This window comes from Gordonia sp. Z-3, assembly GCF_036233855.1.
In the GTDB taxonomy this organism is placed as follows: Bacteria; Actinomycetota; Actinomycetes; order Mycobacteriales; family Mycobacteriaceae; genus Gordonia; species Gordonia tangerina.
Genome location: NZ_JAZARS010000001.1, coordinates 418,467 through 436,289 on the forward strand (window position 1 = coordinate 418,467; position 17,823 = coordinate 436,289).

Below are 17,823 nucleotides of genomic sequence, written 5' to 3' on the forward strand. Positions count from 1 at the left end.
CAAGGGAATCGCGGTGCGGGTGCGAGTCCCGTCGGTGCCCTCGCCGACGTTCGATCCCGATGCCGATAGACTGGACGCCCGTGAGTCTCACCCTCGGAATCGTCGGGCTTCCCAACGTCGGCAAGTCGACCCTGTTCAATGCACTGACCCGCAACGACGTGCTGGCGGCCAACTATCCGTTCGCCACCATCGAACCCAACGTCGGCGTGGTCGAACTGCCCGATCCGCGCCTCAATCGGCTGGCCGAGATCCATTCCAGCGAGCGCATCCTGCCCGCCACGGTGTCGTTCGTCGACATCGCCGGCATCGTCAAGGGGGCGTCTGAGGGGGAGGGGATGGGCAACCAGTTCCTCGCCAACATCCGCGAGGCCGACGCCATCTGCCAAGTGGTGCGCGTCTTCGCCGACGATGACGTCGTGCACGTGGACGGCCGCGTCGATCCGCTCGCCGACATCGGCATCATCGAGACCGAACTGATCCTCGCCGACCTGCAGACGATCGAGAAGGCGCTGCCGCGGATGGAGAAGGATGCCCGCAAAAACAAGGACCTCGCCGAGACGGTCGCGGCTGCGCAGAAGGCCCAGGAGATCCTGAACGAGGGCAAGACGCTGTTCTCCCAGAAGGATTCGTTCGACCTGTCGGCGGTCCGGGAACTGCATCTGATGACCGCCAAGCCGTTCCTCTACGTCTTCAACGCCGACGAGTCCGTCCTCACCGACGACGCGCGCAAACAGGAACTCCGTGATTCGGTGGCCCCGGCGGACGCGGTGTTCCTCGACGCCAAGGTGGAGAGCGAACTCCTCGAACTCGACGAGGAGGACGCGCAGGAACTGCTCGACTCCATCGGGCAGGACGAACCCGGCCTGCGTTCGCTGGCCCGCGCCGGTTTCCACACCCTCGGGCTGCAGACCTACCTGACGGCGGGGCCCAAGGAGTCGCGCGCCTGGACCATCCACCGTGGCGACACCGCACCGAAGGCGGCCGGCGTGATCCACACCGACTTCGAGAAGGGCTTCATCAAGGCCGAGATCGTGTCCTTCGACGACCTCGATGCCGCCGGCACGATGGCTGCCGCCAAGGCCGCCGGCAGGGTGCGTATGGAGGGCAAGGACTACGTGATGGCCGACGGAGACGTGGTCGAGTTCAGATTTAACGTCTAGCGTTATTAACGCATAGCGGTATATTCTGATCGCGTGATCCGGTCGTTCGGCAACCAAGGACACCGAACGCCTGTGGCGTCGTGAACGCGCTCGCTCGCTCGATCCGCGGATTCATCGGGTCGCGCTGCGCAAACTTCGTCAGGTGGGATCGGCAGAGTCGCTCGACGACCTCAGGGTCCCACCCGGGAACCGGCTCGAAGCGCTGAAAGGTGATCGGGCGGGACAACACAGCATCAGAAACAATGACCAGCGTCGAATCTGCTTCGTCTGGGCGGACACTGTGCCGGAGGAGGTGGAGATCGGTGACTACCACTGACAAGATCGCGCCGATCCATCCCGGGAAAGTCCTCATGGAGGACTTCATCGAGGGTTTCGGCATCACGCAGAACAGGTTGGCAGTGTCAATCGGTGTGCCTCCGCGCCGCATCAACGAGATCGTGCACGGCAAGCGTGCGATCACCGCTGACACGGCCTTGCGACTCGGGAAGTACTTTGGCACGTCGGCTCAATTCTGGCTCAATTTGCAGTCGCATTACGACCTTGACCTCGCCGAGGACCGTGCCGCCGAGCAGATTGATGCGATCATTCCGCTGCAGTCGGCATGACGGGCGAGGTCGTCCTTACGGGTCATCTCGTTTGTGCGAACTTCAACGAGGCTGACGTTGTCGAACGGCACTTGCGCCGTCACCTCGAACTGACCCGATGCGAGCCGGGTTGCTTGTCCTTCGATGTCGACCGGACCAACGATCCATTGGTCTGGCGGGTTGCCGAGAGATTTGCCGACGAGTCCGCGTTTGCCTTCCACCAGGGTCGAGTTGCGGAGAGCGAGTGGGGCCGCGCCACGGTCGACATAGAACGCCGGTACTCGGTCACGATCGGGGAAGGCGGCTGACGCACGTTATCGGTCGCGCAAACCGGTCGAGTTTCGGTTCAACGTCTAGTCGAGTGCCGATGCAACGTCTCACGGCGTGCTCGGCGAGTCGACTGTAGATGAACGTGTCGCGGCGTTCGGTCCCAACGTGCTGCCAGCTGCGCAGCAATCCCTCTCGGTCGAATCCGCAACTCTCGGCGGTGCGCCAGGAAGCCTCATTCTCGGGTTCCACGTGCAGTTCACGGCGCGCGACCCTCGGAAATGTCGCGCGTCCGTGATGATCAGCGAAGCGTCGCCGTCGTTGAATGGTCGCAATGAACATCGGTTCCAGTGAGCACCGGAAATCTCGGCTGGCCGGGTCACGTGCGGGAATACCGATCCCATGGCATCATCAACGACATCGTTTGATGCGATTGGAGATGCGGCATGCGCACGACGGTGACCCTTGACGACGAGCTTCTGGCGAAGGCGGCCGAGCTGACCGGGGTTCATGAGAGAGCGGCGCTCATTCGCGAGGGGTTGCAGGCGTTGATCCGCATGGAGAGTGCGCGTCGCCTCGCTGCGCTTGGAGGCACCGATCCTACGGCCGCGGCTGCTCCGCGTCGCCGTTCGTCGGTCGGATGATCCTCGTTGATACGTCGGTCTGGATCGACCATCTGCATACCAAGAACGAACGGTTGACCGCTCTCCTCGGGGACGGTGAGATCAGTTGTCACCCAATGGTCGTCGAGGAACTCGCAATGGGATCGATCGCGAACCGGGAGGCAGTGATCGACCTTCTCGGCAATCTCGTCCAGTTTCCCGTTCTCACTCATGTGGAGCTGCTACATCTCGTCGAGACCCGGCGACTCTGGGGTCGCGGATTGAGTCCAGTCGATGCTGGGCTGCTGGGCTCAGTGCTTCTTGTCGATGGCGCGCGGCTGTGGACACGGGACAAGCGGTTGAGTGCGGTGTCCGTGGAGGCCGGGGTGGATGCCGCGGTCGAGTGATGTTCATTGGTCGCGTGATCCGGTCGAGTTCAGGTTTAGAGTCGCTCGACGACCTCAGGGTCCCACCCGGGAACCGGCGCGAAGCGCTGAAAGGTGATCGGGCGGGACAACGCAGCATCAGAAACAATGACCAGTGTCGAATCTGCTTCGTCTGGGCGGAGACTGGGCTGGAGGAGGTGGAGATCGGTGACTATCACTGACAAGATCGCGCCGATCCATCCCGGGGAAGTTCTCATGGAGGAATGAATCGCCTGCCACGGCTCGTACCCCAGCGCTATCTTTGATGCAATCATTTTGGGGAGGTGGTTGAGGCGGCGTCCATCGTCGTTCGTGGGCTCGATGAGTCCGACAAAGCCCGGATCGCCGCTCAGGCAAAGGAGCATGGCCGTTCCATGGAGGCCGAGGTGCGGGAGATCCTGACCAACGCAGCCACGCGGCCGAACATCGGCCTGGCGCTCTTGCAGGCGGGGCGGTCGGTCGGCGGTGTTGATGAACTCGTGGTGTATGAGCGGGCGGACTTCGCGCGAGCTGTCGACTTCTCGTGATCGTCCTCGACACCAACGTCGTCTTCGAGGTGTTGAGACCTCAGCCGGACGCCCGCGTCGTCGCGTGGCTGGAATCGCTGGCTGATGATGTCGCGATCACCGCGGTCGCTCTCGCGGAACTGCTGGCAGGGCTGCGTAGGCTGCCTGATGGCCGACGGAAGAAAGAACTCACGTCCCTGGTTGAGGCCGCAGTCCTGCCGAATCGGGACGCGGGGGCGGTCATCGCGTTCGATGCTGAGGTAGCTCCCCGTTACGCTGACATCCTTGCCGCACGTGAAGCTGCCGGCTTGTCGATCGCAACTGGCGACGCACAGATCGCGGCTATCTGCCGATCCCGGGATGCGGTCTGCGCGACGCGCAACACGAAGGGCTTCATCCACTCCGGGGTTGCGCTTGTCAACCCGTGGACAGGTGAGGAACATGCGGCTTCGTTGTGACGGCTCTGACGGATCTACGGAATCCGCTGGGCAATCGGCTTGAGCGTCTAGGTGGTGACCGCAGGGCACGGCACAGTATTCGCGTCGATGACCAGTGGCGGATCTGCTTCACCTGGAGAGACGGAGTGCTGAGGTTCCCATGAGGCGGTCCGGTCTCGCATCGGCCGCCCTCTCGCGCTCAGCGGCACGCCCTCACAGAGACGTACTCGGTGCTGACCCGGTTGCCAGGCGATGCGCGAGCGGCGCCGTCGGACGCCCAGGCTCTGGTCGACGACAATTTTGGCGAGGCGCTGCAGCTCCCGGTCGACATGGTGGTCTGAAGCGTCATTGATCCGTCCATGGCACAGCATCGACGCTGCGGCCGCTACCGAGCGCGGACGGCGAGTGCCGCATGTGCACGCGCCGCATCGGTGCCGGCCCGGCGCGTGCGCTCGACCTCGACGAACCCGGCCGCAGCCAGCACCGCCGACATTCCGTCGACCGGCCGGCGGTACGCGGTCGTGACCTTGTGGTCGAACGATTCCACCACGTCTCCTTCGAAGAATCCGACGACGAGCACGCCGCCACCGACCATGGCTCTGCGAAACTCGGCGACGATCTCGGCGACCTCGTGCGGCTCATGGTGAATCAGCGGGTACCAGGCCAGGATTCCGCCCAGCGACCCGTCGGGGACATCGAGCGCGCGCATCGATCCGACGGCGAAATCGAGGTCGGGTCGGGTGGATCGGGCATTGTGGACGAAGTCCGGCACCAGATCGATCCCGCGTGCCGAGACACCGAGATCGGCGAGATGGGCCGTGAGATGTCCGGGGCCGCAGCCGACGTCGAGGACCGGACCGGTGACGTTGCCGAGATGCCGGGCGATGAAGGCACGGTTGGCGGCGTCCACGCGGTCCGGGCTGCCGAACATGTCGATGTAGAGGTCGGCGACCTGGGTATAGCGTGAGCCGATCTCGTCATCCTGCATACGGTGTCTCCGGCCCTCGATCAACAGTTTCCGTCAGGACGATTTTCGCGCACCTATTCCGAAAGTTGTGCATGGTGTACGTGTCGTCGTCGATACTGCACCAGTGATGCGTACCAGGCGAACAGTGTTCTCCCTCATGACGATCGTGCTGACTGCCGCGGGACTGCTGGTCTCGGCGCAGGGCACCGGCCACGCCGCGCCGTCCGGCTGGCGGTACACCATGGTCGGGTTCAGCAACGCCACCGACCGCGACATGGACGTTTACACGTCGACCGACGCCACGAATTTTCGGCTGCTGCGGAAGTCGGCCTACCGGCCGCCGGCCGGTCGGGTGCGGGATGCCAGCATCTTTCGCAACACCGACGGCTGGTACTACATCACCTACACGACGGTCGATGGCGCGAACATCGGTTTCGCGCGCAGCCGGGACCGAGTGTCGTGGACACCCATCGGCAACTGGCCGGTCCCGCTGTGCTGCGCACTGTTGCCCGGCACCGGCGACGGCAAGGGCCTGTTCGGTTCGAGCGGCTCGGACTCGTCGGGGTCGGCCGGCTCCAGTGAACTCCCGTCGTTGTCGCCGTTCACCACGAAGGCGTGGGCGCCGGAGTTCTTCGTCGAGGGCGGCCGGGTCAACGTGATCCTGTCGATGTCGACCGGTGGCGGCTTCGTTCCGTACGTCATGACCGCCCTCGATCCGTCGCTGCGGGTGTGGAGTCCACCGGTACCGATCGTCGGGATCGGTGCCGACCACATCGACACCACTGTGGTGAAGATCGGCGCCACGTACCACGCGTTCACCAAGAACGAGACGACGAAGATCATCGAGCACGCGGTGGCACCGTCGCTGGCCGGACCGTATCGATTCGTACCGACCCGGAACTGGGGTCGGTACGTGGAGGGGCCGGTGCTCACCCAGTTGCCCAACGGAACCTGGCGGCTCTATCTGGACGCCTACCGCAGCGGACGGTACCTGTACTCCGACAGCACAGACGGGCTGCGGTCGTGGTCTCCGCCGAAAACACTGCCACGACTGTCCGGGACGGTGCGCCATATCGGCATCATGCGCGAGCCCGCCTGATGCCTCCCGGCGGGGCCATGCGGCGTCGATCTCTGTGGATGTCATTCGACGGACCGGTTCCTCGACCTGACCTGCGGATCTACCATGAGTAGGTGAGTTTCGCCGTTCCGTCGGAGGTGTACGCCCGTTTCATGGGGCGCTATGCCGAGCCGCTCGCAAGCGTCTTCGCGGCGTTCGCCGGCGTCAGTACCAGCCAGCGGGTCCTCGACGTCGGCTGTGGCCCAGGAGCTTTGGCGGCGCACCTGTACTCGATAGGTGCCGAGGTGTCGGCGATAGACCCCTCGCCGCCGTTCGTCGCGGCGATTCGGCAGCGACTCCCCGACGTCGACGTCCGGAAGGGCACGGCCGAAGAACTGCCCTACGGCAACGCCGAGTTCGACGCTGCGGTGGCACAACTGGTGGTTCATTTCATGACCGATCCGGTCGGCGGAATCCGGCAGATGGCCCGTGTCACGCGACCGGGCGGCATGGTCGCCGCGTGCGTGTGGGACGGGCCGACCGGTGCACTGGCACCCTTCTGGGATGCGGTGCACGTGCTCGACCCCGCCGCCGAGGACGAGGCCTTGCTGTCGGGAGCACATCGGGGTCATCTGACCGCGTTGTTCGAGGACGCCGGACTGCGGTCGGTCGTCGAGGAGCCCATCACGGCCGATATCGAACATCCCACCTTCGAGGAATGGTGGGAACCGTACACATTCGGTGTGGGACCGGCCGGTGAGTACGTCCGGGGACTGGATGCCGACGCTCGAGCACGACTCGAGAGTGTTGCGCGGGGCCGGCTGGGGCCGGGACCGTTTCGGGTGGTCGCCACCGCCTGGGCGGCGCGCGGGATCGTGTGAGGCGGACTCGCCCGACGGCGCAGCGGACAGAGCGCCGGCCGAGACGCCGTGTGGGGGCACCGACCGGAGGCAGGCAATCGGCACGCACTATTGGTAGTGCCGGGGCCAAAGAATTGCCGCACCGGTGGCAGGCTTTGTTGCCGGCGCTCTGACCTGCGGTTACCGCCATTTGCCTGCCTTTCTCCACACGATGATCGGCCGAGTCTGCGCGTACCCGGTGGAGGCCGCTGGTAGTCCTCTGTAGGTTGGGTTCAGGAAGAAGCAGCATGAACCGCGCACGAACTGCAGCGAAAGGACATGCATGACCGCGCCTGCCACAGCACCACACGACGCACCCGCGAAGGCACCCAAGAACCCCGACAAAGGCTATGTGGCCTTGCTGGGCTGGAGTCTTGGCGCCATCGAGGCGGTCGACTCATTCGACCGCCGCTACGTGGTGGTGGCCCCCGACTGGGCCGAAGAATATTGCGCCGAACACAACATCCCGTATCTCTCCTGGAACTTCGAGCGCCTCAACGACCGCTCGATGGAGATCGCCGAGACGTTGCAGGATATGGGTGTCGACGTCGCGATCCCGCTCTTCGAGGAAACCGTCGAGTGGGCGGGCGCCATCAATTCGGTGTTGATGAACAAGCCGCGGCTGTTCGGCCAGGCGATGCTGTTGCGTGACAAAGCGCTGATGAAGCGCCGCGCCCAGCTCGGTGGTATCCGGGTCGGCATCTTCGAAGAAGCGCACGACCGTGATGACGTAGTGCGCTTTCTGCGCCGGGTGAATCAGACCCTGCTCAAACTCGACGGCGATCCCAATGACCCGATCCATCTGAAGGCCTTCGACAAGGCCGGCTGCCTCGGACATCGGGTGATCCGTACCCCCGACGAGGTCGACACCATTCCGGAAGAAGAGTTCCCGGTCTTGATGGAGTCGCATCTCGACGGCTGGGAATTCGCGGTCGAGGCGTGGATTCACAACGGCAAGATCAAGTTTCTCAACATCTCCGAATACGTGACGCTGGGCTATTCGGTCTTCGTGCCCGCCACCCCGGAACTGGAGAAGTACCGTCCGGCGATCACCGCACAGATCGAAAAGCTGATCAAGACCTTCGACATCGATTTCGGATTCGTACACCCCGAATACTTCGTGACCAACGACGGTGAGATGTACTTTGGCGAAGTCGCTTATCGGCCACCGGGTTTCAAGGTGTTTGAGCTGCTGGAACGTGCGTACGGATTCAATGCCTACCAAGCGCTGGTGCTGTCTTTCGACCCGAAGACCACCGAGGAGGAGATCGATGCCTTCTTCCCGCGTGAGGTGGTCGACGCCAGCGGCGTCGCGGGATGTTTCGGTGTGTATCCACGCCGCCGGGTGGTCTCCAATCTCGAGATCCCGGAGGAGACCGCCGACGACGACTACTACGAGACCAACGATCTCTCCGAGCCACTCGAGGAGACCGTCACCAAGCGCACTGCCTTCGGCACGCACTGGGGTCTGCTGTACTTCTTCGGTGAGGATCCCTATCGGATGCGTGATCTGCTCAAGCGTCAGGAAGAACTCGATTTCTACGTGTGAGACGTCGCCGCGGTCCGCCGAGGTGCGCGGCACGCGGCACCGCGAGAACCACAAAAGGTGCCCTTGCCAGTGACATCAATCGACCATCCCGACACCGGCCGTGCGTTGGTGTCTCGGATCGAACAACTCGACCACGCCACGACGGCCATGGACGAGGCGCCCGAGTTCACCAAGCCGGGCAAACTGCGACGAGTCCTCGACGCACTGCGCCGGGTGCTGACCCAACCCGGTGGATGCGCGGCTGTCCGCGCGCGGGCCGCGGCGCTGGAACGTGCCGGTGTGTTCGCCGGCTCCGACTGGGATCAACCCGACATCCTGGTGCCGGCGCTGGCCGGTCCGAGCCTGCGAGGCGACAACACTGACACCGTGATCCTCGAGGCCACGAGTGAGTTGCGGCTGGTGGCGATCGCCGCCGGTGAGCACACGCGTCCGGACATGACCGCCGACGATGCCCGACGATTCTTGTCGCAGGTACTGGCACTGAACCTGGATCTGCTGCTCGCGCCGATGTCGGAAGCCGACCGCGCACGGCAAAACGGCGGCGCGCGGGTGGCCCGCGCCGTGTTCGACTATGTGGTCGACGAGATCGGCTACGACAGCGTGCTCGACGAACTGGTCGAGGAGATCTGGCGAATTCTGCGTCAGCGACCGATCCAGGTCGATCACGTGAAGGCGATGGTCACCCGGATCGCCGTCCATCGCAACAACCCCGACGTCGACCTGGGCGCCGCGGGGCAGGGACTCGATCGTCTGACGACCGCGCTGTTCGGTCCCACCGAGGCCTGCCGCGAGGACCCCGGCATCGACGTGTACCTGTCGCGGTTGTCGGCGATGGACGCCGAGGGGCTGGAGTTCGAGGCGCGCGGATTCGCTCGCGCCATGCACGACACCGGTCTGGTGTCCGGATACCACGCCGCCCTGGTGCGGTTCCTGGTGGACGACAACATCTTTCTCCTGCCCGAGGCCCTCGGACTCTCGGAGGTGGGACGCAATTGTCTGCTCCGCTACACCGACCTGGTGCAGGAGCTGATCCTGCGCACCGTGGAACCGCAGCATGCGCAATGCCTGTACGGACTGGCCTTGCTGCTCGACCGCGGGATACTGCACCAGGCGCCGGTGGTGCCGTCGCTGTGGCGTCAGGTGTCGCTGAAACTCGCACCAGCAGTTCGGGAGCGTCTGCACTCGGCCTTCGGGCCGGCGGTGGAACCCGAGGGACTGTTGCTGGGCGGTCTCCTGTCGATGCTGGGCCAGCCACTCGGGGTGGGCCAGGGTGACAACCCGACGTGCCAGTCGGCGCGTGCGTTGTCGATGTGGGCTTACAACGATCCCGACTACCTGCTGCAGGTGGTGGCGTGGGCGGCCCGCGACGACGAGGTGATCGCCCACTTCGAGGGCCAGCGCATCTCCTCGGCCGAGAGTGTCGGCGGCGTCGCGACAGCTGACCCGATCGATCTCGATCCGGTGTCGCTGCTGGTGGTTCCGCACCTTGATCGCATCTACGCCGAGATGGTGCGCCGTTGTGCCGACCGTCCCGGCGACCCGCACCGGTGGGTGAACCCGGAATTCCACGGCTGGTGGTCGGCTCGGGGATTTCGGATCAACGTGGATGTGGCGACCGGCGACATCGTGGACCTCGACGACTTCATCCGCCAGTTCTATGCCGCATATCACCCGCGCTACAACGGCAATCAACCGCTGATCCACCCTCAACCGGCCGGGATCGCGTTCACCGACAGTGCAGCGCGCTACGTCGGCTGGCACGCCATCACAATCCTGCGGGTCGCCGCGGACCCCAACGGTGACATCCGCGTCTACTTCTTCAACCCCAACAATGACAGTGGCCAGGACTGGGGCGACTCGGTGGTGGTGGGCACCGCCGGCAACGGTGAACGACCGGGGGAAGGCTCACTGCCGTTCGCCCAGTTTGCCTCCCGGCTCTACATCTTCCACGCCGATCCGCTCGAGGACGGCACCCTCACCGATGTCCCGGCCGTAGACGTCGCCGAAGTGGTCGGCTACGTCGAACGCAGCTGGGGGGCCGATCGCACGCTGCGACCTCGCGACGGCCAGGTCCATCACGGCTCGCCGTGACGGGCTGAACCGAACATCTACGCATCCGCGTTTCGGGGTCCGTGCCGCGGGGAATCATTCCCGTGCGGGGTGGTCATCTCCCGCATGGCATGGCCGGAAGGTGAGGCGTGAGGTTGATCGCAGAAGACACCGTAGTCCAATTCGCGAGAGCGATCCGTCCCCGGCCGTGGTCGCATCACCGCGGACCGGAGGTCAGGTCATGACGATGGTGTCGCCGGCCTCGGCCGGCGAGCCGGCGATCGGCACCGACGTGTATTTGCCCCAGGAGGACACTGCGCTGCTGATCGATGCGATGGATACACATGGAGTGCGCGGAGCACGTGTGCTCGATCTGTGCACGGGCACCGGTGCCGTCGCAATCGCTGCAGCCGCCGGCGGAGCCCGCGAGGCGGTGGCGGTGGATTCCTCGCACAGCGCCGTGGAGCACGCACGGGCAGCGGCCTGCGCCGCAGGCCGACCGGTCACGGTGAGACACGCTGACCTGGCCGCCGAGCACGGCCGGTTCGAGGTTGTGACCTGCAATCCACCGTATGTACCGACGCCGACACTTTCGCATCCTGCATTCCATCCGGCCGGACCGGCGCATGCCTGGGATGCCGGGGTCGACGGGCGTGCGGTGCTCGACCCCCTGTGTCGCCACGCGCCGACGTTGTTGACGCCCGGCGGCACGCTACTGGTGGTGCAGTCGGAGTTCGCCGGCGTCGACGCCTCCATCGTCGCCCTGGAGGGTGCGGGCCTCGCCGCGCAGGTGATCGCTGAACGCTGGATCCCGTTCGGCCCGGTGCTGACTGCCCGGGCTCGATGGCTCGAGCAACGCGGATTACTGGAACACGGTCGTCGGATCGAACGGCTGGTGGTGATCGCGGCGAGGGCCCCGGACACAACGGCGCAGGCGAGAGGGCGACACAGATGACCGCCCAGCGGCGGACAGTTCGGGTGGTTCGCGGCGGCCCGGTGCTGGTCGAGGGCCCGATCGACATCGAACTTCCCGACGGCACCCGTGTCGAGTCGGATCGGTTCATGGTCGCGATCTGCGCGTGCGGCCGCAGCAAGAACTACCCGCTGTGCGACACCAGCCATCGCAAGCGCCGGCGGCGCTGATCGGATTCGGACAGCTACAGCTCCCCGACGAGGGCACTGCGGCCCGCCCGCCAGGCGGTCATCACGTGCGCATCCAGCGCGTCTTCGACGAACAGAAACGCGCGGATGCCGAAGACGATGTCGGTCTCGCACTCGGGCTCGGTGCGGATCAGGTCGCCGACCACGTCGGTGCGCAGGATCTGTTCGTGCACCGCGTCGGCCTCGACGTGCTCGCGATAGAAATGCCGGCAGGGCTCTGGTGCCTGCAGCCGGTCGAGCCCCGACAGCAGACGCGCCGAACCCGGCGGTGAGGTGATCTCGGTGGCCGCCAGGTGACCGACGGCGGCGCCGCGGTAGCGCCGGTGCAGACCGAACAGCGACATCAGATTGACCGGTGTCAGAGCCGCGGCGGGGACGATGTCGAGGTAGCCGAGGTAGTCCTCGCGCAGATGCGCCGCCCGCAGCAGCTCAGCGAACAGCTCCTGGTGGACAGCATCACCGTGTCCGCCGCCGAACTCATCGAACTCGACCGCGACAAATGCAGCTTTGGCGTGGCCGCGCAGCCGCGGAATCGCCCAGGCGTGCGGATCGGCTTCCTTCAGGTGATAGACGGAACGCAGCGCGAACATCTGGCGGTACTGGTCCCACGTGCCCGCGTCACGCAGGTGATAGGAGGCGCCGTCACCGTCGGGTGACTCGACGCTCAACTCGTCCATGGCGTGCCCGGCGGTCTCGCCACCGGTGACCGGAACGTCACGATGCAGCGCGGCGCGGAAGTGTCGTTCGAGCTCGCCGCGCAGGGCCAGCAGGCCGGGCTGCCATTCCCACTCGGTGTCGACATCGGCGAAGCCGCGGTAGTGCAACTCGTAACAGAGGTAGAGGGCCAGCTGCAGATCATCGCCGTACGGATCGACCTCCGTCAGCGCGGCCGGGAACACCGCCTCCGGTGCCGCGATGCCGTGCGGGGCCGTCGGATCGGCCCGAAGGTGATCGATCACCAGCGCCGAGAGCGGCCCGCGCGCAGAGGGCAGCGTCGGCGCGGGTGCATCGGTCACTGCGGGTCTGTTCAGCTGGCTGGTCATTGACATCGCGCCTCTCATCGATATGCCCTAATCCGGACGTCGTCCCCAGGGTAGAACCTGGAGTATCCGGTGTGCGCCGTGCCGAAACGATGCCGTGGGCGCCGGCAGGCGAGCCGCAGCGGGGCGGACACTGGGCCATGTCCTCGCTGGGCAGGGTGCTCTTGGGTACCGTTGCCCCCGATGCGCGCGGTGTGGAGACGGTTCAGGGCGCGGCTGCCGCCGCGTGTGCGCTCGGTCGTCGACCTCGCCGTCGCCACGGTCAAGGACTCGGGTGATGACCGCATCACCGGACTCGCCAGCGAGATTGCGTTCTGGGTGCTGCTGAGCCTGCCGGCCGTGTCCATCGCCATGGTCTCGTTGGCCGGACTGCTCGACCCGGTATTGGGTTCGGATGCTCGGGCTCAACTCATCGAACGCATCGAAGAGATCGCCGCGCAAGTATTCCGGCAGCAGACCGTCGACGATGTCATCGCGGCGATGCTCGACCGGCTGTTGGTCGAGGGGTCCCCGTCGGTGTTCTCGATCTCGTTTCTGGTCGCGGTCTTCACCGCCAGCCGTATCCTGCGCGTGGTGGTTCTGGCGGTCACGATCGCCTACGACCTGGACGAGGAACGTCCCACCTGGATGGCGCGCGTGTTGGGACTGGTGTTCTCCGTGATCGGCCTGATCCTCGGAGTGGTGCTGGTGCCGCTGGTGGTGGCCGGCCCGCAGCTGGGCTACATCGTCGAACGGCGGTGGGGTCTGGCGGCGCTGCCTCTCGGCGAGATCTGGACAATCGCTTACTGGCCGGTGGCGGTGGTGGTGTTGACTCTGGTCGTGGCGGCGCTGTTCCACTGGGCCACACCACGGCGGACCCCGTTTTATCGGGATCTGCCCGGCGCCGTACTGGCCACCGGCGGGGGTCTCGCGGTCAGCGCGCTCCTGCGGCTCTACACCGACACCGCGTTCGGCGGCGATGCGGTGTACGCCCCGCTCGCCGCGCCCCTGGCGATCCTGGTGTGGGTGTGGTCGGTGGCCATCGTGCTGCTCTTCGGGGCCGAACTCAACGCCGAGATCGAGAAGGCCCACCCCAGTAACGGCTGGCCACCGCCGCGTCGGCGTTCCCCGGCGGAGCTCGGCGCGAGCGGCCTCGCCCGGGTCCGCCGGTTCACCGGTCCCGCCCGCCGCGAGTAAGCCGGCACAACAGTTCGTCCCCGGTTATCGCCACACCTACCGCGAGTTCGGCGGGGAGTTGCGAGTGTCGGGGGACGAACGTTGTGCAGGATCTGGCCTGAGGCGACGATCAGGAATCGGCGACGACCGCGCGCTCCTTGGCGTCGGACTTCTTCGCCTGCACCTCCTGGGCGACGTCGATCTCGGTGGTGCCCTCCGGAACGCGTCGCGACGGTCCCGTGCGGCCGTGAGTGGCGTAGAGCATCAATCCGACGAAGGTGAGGCCACCGACGAGATTGCCGAGCACCGTCGGGATCTCGTTCCAGACCAGGTAGTCGCCGATCGAGAAGTCACCGCCCAGCATCAGTCCCGACGGGAAGAGGAACATGTTGACGATGGAATGCTCGAAACCCATGTAGAAGAACAGCATGATCGGCATCCACATCGCGATCACCTTGCCCGGCACCGACGTCGACATCATCGCCGCGACCACACCGGTGGACACCATCCAGTTGCACAGCACGCCGCGGATGAACAGGGTCAACATGCCCGCGGCGCCGTGCTCGGCGTAGCCGACGGTCCGGGAATGACCTATCTCGCCGAGCTGCTGCCCGACGGCATCGGGATCGGTACTGAACCCGTAGGTGACGATGATCGCCATGAACACCGCGACGGTGAACGCACCCAGGAAGTTGCCGACGAACACCAGGCCGAAGTTGCGCAACATGCTCTTGAACGTCACGCCTCGCCGTTTGTCGATCAACGCCAGCGGTACCAGCGTGAACACCCCGGTCAGCAGGTCGAATCCCATCAGGTAGAGCAAACAGAATCCGACGGGGAACAACACCGCACCGAGCAGCGGTTCACCCGTTCGGACGGTGATGGTGACGGCGAACGCCGCGGCGAGCGCGAGAATCGCGCCCGCCATGTACGCGCGTATCAGCGTATCCCGGGTGGACAGGAACGTTTTCGCCTCGCCGGCATCGACCATCTGTTTCACGAACTCGGCAGGCTTCACGTACGACATGAGACTCCTCAGGTTGACGGTGAATGTGCGTCAGTCAATCGAGTCGGAATGTCGGTTTTGTGTCATGAGGACGAATCGGTGTTACGTCCTCCTCACGGCAACCCCCGGCGTGTGTGAGTTCTCGATGGGCAAGTGACATGAGACACCGGCCTGTCGTCATGGATAGCCGAATCACATCAGGCCGTGCTCGTAGGCGTAAGCCGTTGCCGCGGTCCTGGTGTTCACGTCGAGCTTGGCGAAGATGTTGGAGAGATGCCGCGACACCGTCTTCTCACTCAGGGTCAGCGTTTCGGCGATCTGACCGTTGCTCCGTCCGGTGGCGACCAGGCGTAACACCTCGACCTCGCGATCGGACAGGCCCGCCGGGTGAGCGTCGGGACCGAGTAGGTCGGCGACGGCCTCGGCGTCCGGTCGGGCGCCCAGAGCGTCGAAGATGCGACCGGCGGCGGCCAATTCGGCTCGGGCCGAATCGGAGTCCGACAGGGCGAGCAGACCGCGGCCGATCGCTGCCTGGCAGCGCGCTGCCTCGTACGGACAGTGCAACTCCATCCATTGCTGACGTGCCTTGCGCAGGTAGGGTAGGGCACCGGCCGGATCGTCGTCGGCGAGTTCGACCGTGCCCGACGCGAACGCCGCCTTGGCCTGCAACGCAACGCACCCGAACCGATCGCCGATCTCGGCGAGTTCGGCTGCCAGCGGCCGCGATTGCGCCACCGCCCCGGTCGCCAGCAGGATCTCCACTGCGCCGGGCAGGATGCGGGCCCGCAACACCGGTTCGGTGGACTCCAGCAACAGACGTTGGGCCGCGCCCGCCGCGGCCTGCGCTCGCCCGCGGGCCAGCCACAGCCGGGCCAGGGCCGGCTGCGGATCATAGCCATGTGCTCCTGCCTGCGAGAACGACAGTTCCGCATTGTCCAGATCGCCGAGAATGCGGTACACCTCACCGCGCTCGGCGAAGGCCAGACCTGCTGCGGACGCTGACGTGTCGAGGTATCGCGCCAGCGCCGCATCGAATTCGGCGATCGCATCGCGAAACGCACCCGACAACGTGCACATCTGCCCGCGGTGCACGGCGCACTGTCCGGTGAACGGCACCAGTCCCGGTTGGCGGTCACACCATCGGGTCAGCGCCGCGGTCCAGGTGGCGGCCCGGCCGACATCCAACACTCGTTGGCAGCCCTCGATCATGGTGCAGTACACCTGGCCGGCGAACACCGCGGACACCTCGCCGGCGGCCACCCTCGTCATCGCCTCGTCGAACAGCGCCAGGCCCTCGGGTACCCGGCCTCCTTCCAGGATGAGCCGTCCCTGCGACGCGATACCGACGGCCACGAGATCCGGATCGTGGTGTCGGTGACCGGTCTCGGCGACGGCACGTGCGCAGTCGAACGCCTGTGGCCATCGGGCGGCATCGATGTGTGCGTACATGCGCACGATTTCGATGTATCCGCGCTCCACCACGTCGGCGTCGTGATCGGCGAGCAGCCGGTTGGCGCGCGCGGTCCAGCCCTGGCCGACGACGGGGTCGCCGGCCATCGTGGCGATCATCGCCATCCAGAACGCGCACCGCACGGCGGCGGGGACGTTCGCGTTGTCGAGTTCGGCTGCGAAGGCGTGGTGCAGCGCGTCGAGAGCGGTCTGATCGTGACCACCGAGATACGCGGCGACACCGAGCCTGCCGAGATCGTCCGGACGGAGTTCGGCCGGATCGATGTCCATCCAGCGCCGCAGAGCCGTCGACCAGTCGCCGGCCTCGAACTCCGCTCGGGCCCGTTCGAGTTCGCCGGCGAGCGTCATCGATCCGCCACCTCCTGCCTCGAGCGTAAGACCGGCCGGGGCCGACGTGCATTGGCTCAGGCCAATTGATGCTCCGGCTGGGCGGCTCGCTGGTCGATCCGTTCGGCGATATAGGCCGCGTCGCGTCCGACGCCGGGCAGCACCATGGAACTGAAGGCGTATTGGAACGACAGGCCGCAGAAGTACAGGCCAGGCGCGGCGTCCACCACCCCGCGCATCTCGTCGGGCCACCCGTCGGGGCCGAACACCGGCAGATGAATCCAGTCGAAGACCTGGCGGAATCCGGTGCACCAGATGACGTTGGCGACGTCGAGCACCTCACCGTGGGCCGTCTGCGGGAGACCGTCACAGGCGCCCACCACTCGCTGCTCGATCCGCGTCACATCGCGTTCGCGCAGGTCGGCGGCCTTCACGCGCAACGCGGGTGCCCCATGGAACCGCACCTTCGGAAGCTCTCTGCGGCCCATCGGGGTGCGTCGGGTCAGGATGTGACGCCACGCGAAGATCATCATCGGGAACAGCACGCGTGCCTGCCAGGACTCCGGATAGAACGGGATCGATCCGCAGTCGCGTCCACACAGCGTCGTCGGACGGGTCGCCGCAACCTCGTAGGCGATGTCGGCGCCGGAGTGCGATGCGCCGACCACCAGTGTCGGGCCGTCGCGCAATTGCTCGGGCCGCCGATACTCACTGGAGTGCAATTGCAGGATCGCGGGATCGAGTTCGGCCGCGCAGTCCGGAATCGCGGGAGTGCGCCCGAAGGTTCCGGTGGCGACCACCACGGTGCGCGATGCGAGTGTGCCGGCGTCGGTGTCGACCACGAAGCCGCCTCGCGGATCGGGGTCCAGTGAGCGTACCCGGGTCGACAACCGAACCGGCAACCCGAAGCGTTGGGCGTAGGTCTCCAGATAATCGGCGACGTCGTCCTAGCCGGGAAACGACCAGCCGTCGGCGGGAAACGGTGTCATTTGCCACCGCTATGGGGCCACCTGGATTGCCACGAGCATGGGACCACCTTGGCGCGTTATTGAGGATGCTCTGCGGGGTTGGGTCGGTCAAGTCCGCGGCTTGACTCACGTAATCTGCCCGCGAAACGCCCTCGGTGCCTCACATAGGTTTGCCCGCGAAATGGTGATCGTCG

Annotated in this window: 19 protein-coding genes and 4 pseudogenes; 18 read left to right on the forward strand and 5 right to left on the reverse strand. The window is 65.7% G+C overall.

Annotated elements, in window-relative coordinates; translation table 11 throughout:
• The first annotated feature begins 80 nt into the window (after positions 1 to 80).
• The 11 genes and pseudogenes from ychF to VX037_RS01920 all read left to right on the forward strand — a co-directional run.
• Positions 81 to 1,160, forward strand: coding sequence for a redox-regulated ATPase YchF (ychF, locus tag VX037_RS01870; protein ID WP_266063373.1), 1,080 nt, complete (start codon positions 81 to 83; stop codon positions 1,158 to 1,160).
• Positions 1,161 to 1,284: 124 nt separating this feature from the next.
• Positions 1,285 to 1,476 (forward strand): type II toxin-antitoxin system RelE/ParE family toxin, encoded by a 192-nt coding sequence (locus tag VX037_RS01875; RefSeq protein WP_442903627.1) that lies wholly within the window; start codon positions 1,285 to 1,287, stop codon positions 1,474 to 1,476.
• The gene (locus VX037_RS01880; protein WP_266063372.1) at positions 1,463 to 1,765 is read left to right on the forward strand and encodes a HigA family addiction module antitoxin; all 303 of its coding nucleotides are present in this window, start codon (positions 1,463 to 1,465) and stop codon (positions 1,763 to 1,765) included. Before VX037_RS01875 ends, VX037_RS01880 begins: the two co-directional genes overlap by 14 nt.
• Positions 1,762 to 2,052 (forward strand): putative quinol monooxygenase, encoded by a 291-nt coding sequence (locus VX037_RS01885; RefSeq protein ID WP_266063371.1) that lies wholly within the window; start codon positions 1,762 to 1,764, stop codon positions 2,050 to 2,052. The genes VX037_RS01880 and VX037_RS01885 overlap by 4 nt, the downstream gene beginning before the upstream one ends.
• 405 nt (positions 2,053 to 2,457) lie before the next feature.
• The gene (locus tag VX037_RS01890) at positions 2,458 to 2,655 is read left to right on the forward strand and encodes a type II toxin-antitoxin system VapB family antitoxin (RefSeq protein ID WP_235724527.1); all 198 of its coding nucleotides are present in this window, start codon (positions 2,458 to 2,460) and stop codon (positions 2,653 to 2,655) included.
• Positions 2,652 to 3,020, forward strand: coding sequence for a type II toxin-antitoxin system VapC family toxin (locus tag VX037_RS01895; RefSeq protein WP_266063370.1), 369 nt, complete (start codon positions 2,652 to 2,654; stop codon positions 3,018 to 3,020). The genes VX037_RS01890 and VX037_RS01895 overlap by 4 nt, the downstream gene beginning before the upstream one ends.
• 38 nt (positions 3,021 to 3,058) lie before the next feature.
• Positions 3,059 to 3,220, forward strand: a pseudogene (locus tag VX037_RS01900) (type II toxin-antitoxin system RelE/ParE family toxin); the annotation flags it as partial.
• Positions 3,221 to 3,322: 102 nt separating this feature from the next.
• Complete coding sequence (locus VX037_RS01905; protein ID WP_266063369.1) at positions 3,323 to 3,565, forward strand: FitA-like ribbon-helix-helix domain-containing protein; 243 nt, start codon at positions 3,323 to 3,325, stop codon at positions 3,563 to 3,565.
• Complete coding sequence (locus VX037_RS01910) at positions 3,562 to 4,002, forward strand: type II toxin-antitoxin system VapC family toxin (RefSeq protein ID WP_266063368.1); 441 nt, start codon at positions 3,562 to 3,564, stop codon at positions 4,000 to 4,002. Before VX037_RS01905 ends, VX037_RS01910 begins: the two co-directional genes overlap by 4 nt.
• Before the next feature lie 2 nt (positions 4,003 to 4,004).
• A pseudogene (locus VX037_RS01915) lies at positions 4,005 to 4,145 on the forward strand (type II toxin-antitoxin system RelE/ParE family toxin); the annotation flags it as partial.
• Between the two features lie 42 nt (positions 4,146 to 4,187).
• Positions 4,188 to 4,301, forward strand: a pseudogene (locus tag VX037_RS01920) (VapC toxin family PIN domain ribonuclease); the annotation flags it as partial.
• Between the two features lie 65 nt (positions 4,302 to 4,366).
• Here VX037_RS01920 and VX037_RS01925 read toward each other — a convergent pair.
• Positions 4,367 to 4,969: a class I SAM-dependent methyltransferase gene (locus VX037_RS01925; RefSeq protein ID WP_328713024.1), complete on the reverse strand. Its 603-nt coding sequence runs from the start codon at positions 4,967 to 4,969 to the stop codon at positions 4,367 to 4,369.
• A 136-nt stretch (positions 4,970 to 5,105) separates the two neighbouring features.
• On the opposite strand from VX037_RS01925, the gene VX037_RS01930 reads away from it, so the two are divergent.
• The 6 genes from VX037_RS01930 to VX037_RS01955 all read left to right on the forward strand — a co-directional run bounded on the left by VX037_RS01930 (position 5,106) and on the right by VX037_RS01955 (position 11,645).
• Entirely contained in the window at positions 5,106 to 6,047 is a 942-nt protein-coding gene (locus tag VX037_RS01930; protein WP_266063366.1) for an arabinofuranosidase, read from the forward strand.
• A 92-nt stretch (positions 6,048 to 6,139) separates the two neighbouring features.
• Positions 6,140 to 6,886 (forward strand): class I SAM-dependent methyltransferase, encoded by a 747-nt coding sequence (locus tag VX037_RS01935; protein WP_266063365.1) that lies wholly within the window; start codon positions 6,140 to 6,142, stop codon positions 6,884 to 6,886.
• A 301-nt stretch (positions 6,887 to 7,187) separates the two neighbouring features.
• Positions 7,188 to 8,453 (forward strand): ATP-grasp domain-containing protein, encoded by a 1,266-nt coding sequence (locus tag VX037_RS01940; protein ID WP_266063364.1) that lies wholly within the window; start codon positions 7,188 to 7,190, stop codon positions 8,451 to 8,453.
• Positions 8,454 to 8,600: 147 nt separating this feature from the next.
• Positions 8,601 to 10,544 (forward strand): hypothetical protein, encoded by a 1,944-nt coding sequence (locus VX037_RS01945; RefSeq protein ID WP_328713048.1) that lies wholly within the window; start codon positions 8,601 to 8,603, stop codon positions 10,542 to 10,544.
• Positions 10,545 to 10,743: 199 nt separating this feature from the next.
• A complete protein-coding gene (locus VX037_RS01950) occupies positions 10,744 to 11,457 on the forward strand; it encodes a methyltransferase (protein ID WP_266063363.1) in 714 nt (237 codons plus the stop codon).
• Positions 11,454 to 11,645: a CDGSH iron-sulfur domain-containing protein gene (locus VX037_RS01955; protein ID WP_235724516.1), complete on the forward strand. Its 192-nt coding sequence runs from the start codon at positions 11,454 to 11,456 to the stop codon at positions 11,643 to 11,645. Before VX037_RS01950 ends, VX037_RS01955 begins: the two co-directional genes overlap by 4 nt.
• A gap of 14 nt (positions 11,646 to 11,659) precedes the next feature.
• Here the strand turns inward: VX037_RS01955 and VX037_RS01960 are convergent, their stop codons facing one another.
• Complete coding sequence (locus tag VX037_RS01960) at positions 11,660 to 12,712, reverse strand: iron-containing redox enzyme family protein (protein ID WP_372475110.1); 1,053 nt, start codon at positions 12,710 to 12,712, stop codon at positions 11,660 to 11,662.
• 174 nt (positions 12,713 to 12,886) lie between these two features.
• Between VX037_RS01960 and VX037_RS01965 the strand changes: the two genes are divergently transcribed.
• Positions 12,887 to 13,879, forward strand: a complete 993-nt coding sequence (locus VX037_RS01965; RefSeq protein WP_287014940.1) for a YihY/virulence factor BrkB family protein — start codon at positions 12,887 to 12,889, stop codon at positions 13,877 to 13,879.
• Between the two features lie 109 nt (positions 13,880 to 13,988).
• On the opposite strand, the gene VX037_RS01970 is transcribed toward VX037_RS01965, so the two are convergent.
• The 3 genes and pseudogenes from VX037_RS01970 to VX037_RS01980 all read right to left on the reverse strand — a co-directional run.
• A complete protein-coding gene (locus VX037_RS01970) occupies positions 13,989 to 14,885 on the reverse strand; it encodes a formate/nitrite transporter family protein (protein ID WP_235724513.1) in 897 nt (298 codons plus the stop codon).
• A gap of 171 nt (positions 14,886 to 15,056) precedes the next feature.
• Positions 15,057 to 16,682 carry a response regulator transcription factor gene (locus tag VX037_RS01975; protein WP_328713025.1) on the reverse strand — a complete coding sequence of 542 codons (1,626 nt, stop codon included), beginning with the start codon at positions 16,680 to 16,682 and terminating at the stop codon, positions 15,057 to 15,059.
• A gap of 56 nt (positions 16,683 to 16,738) precedes the next feature.
• Positions 16,739 to 17,593 (reverse strand): annotated as a pseudogene (locus VX037_RS01980) (NAD(P)-binding domain-containing protein); the annotation flags it as partial.
• Between the last annotated feature and the right edge of the window lie 230 nt (positions 17,594 to 17,823).

Excerpts from the sequence above, each read along its gene's own strand:
- VX037_RS01885 (WP_266063371.1), top strand. The coding sequence starts at position 1,762 with ATGACGGGCGAGGTCGTCCTTACGGGTCATCTCGTTTGTGCGAACTTC.
- VX037_RS01890 (WP_235724527.1), top strand. The coding sequence starts at position 2,458 with ATGCGCACGACGGTGACCCTTGACGACGAGCTTCTGGCGAAGGCGGCC.
- VX037_RS01895 (WP_266063370.1), top strand. The coding sequence starts at position 2,652 with ATGATCCTCGTTGATACGTCGGTCTGGATCGACCATCTGCATACCAAG.
- VX037_RS01925 (WP_328713024.1), bottom strand. The coding sequence starts at position 4,969 with ATGCAGGATGACGAGATCGGCTCACGCTATACCCAGGTCGCCGACCTC.
- VX037_RS01930 (WP_266063366.1), top strand. The coding sequence starts at position 5,106 with ATGACGATCGTGCTGACTGCCGCGGGACTGCTGGTCTCGGCGCAGGGC.
- VX037_RS01940 (WP_266063364.1), top strand. The coding sequence starts at position 7,188 with ATGACCGCGCCTGCCACAGCACCACACGACGCACCCGCGAAGGCACCC.
- VX037_RS01945 (WP_328713048.1), top strand. The coding sequence starts at position 8,601 with ATGGACGAGGCGCCCGAGTTCACCAAGCCGGGCAAACTGCGACGAGTC.
- VX037_RS01950 (WP_266063363.1), top strand. The coding sequence starts at position 10,744 with ATGACGATGGTGTCGCCGGCCTCGGCCGGCGAGCCGGCGATCGGCACC.
- VX037_RS01955 (WP_235724516.1), top strand. The coding sequence starts at position 11,454 with ATGACCGCCCAGCGGCGGACAGTTCGGGTGGTTCGCGGCGGCCCGGTG.
- VX037_RS01960 (WP_372475110.1), bottom strand. The coding sequence starts at position 12,712 with ATGTCAATGACCAGCCAGCTGAACAGACCCGCAGTGACCGATGCACCC.
- VX037_RS01965 (WP_287014940.1), top strand. The coding sequence starts at position 12,887 with ATGCGCGCGGTGTGGAGACGGTTCAGGGCGCGGCTGCCGCCGCGTGTG.
- VX037_RS01970 (WP_235724513.1), bottom strand. The coding sequence starts at position 14,885 with ATGTCGTACGTGAAGCCTGCCGAGTTCGTGAAACAGATGGTCGATGCC.
- VX037_RS01975 (WP_328713025.1), bottom strand. The coding sequence starts at position 16,682 with ATGACGCTCGCCGGCGAACTCGAACGGGCCCGAGCGGAGTTCGAGGCC.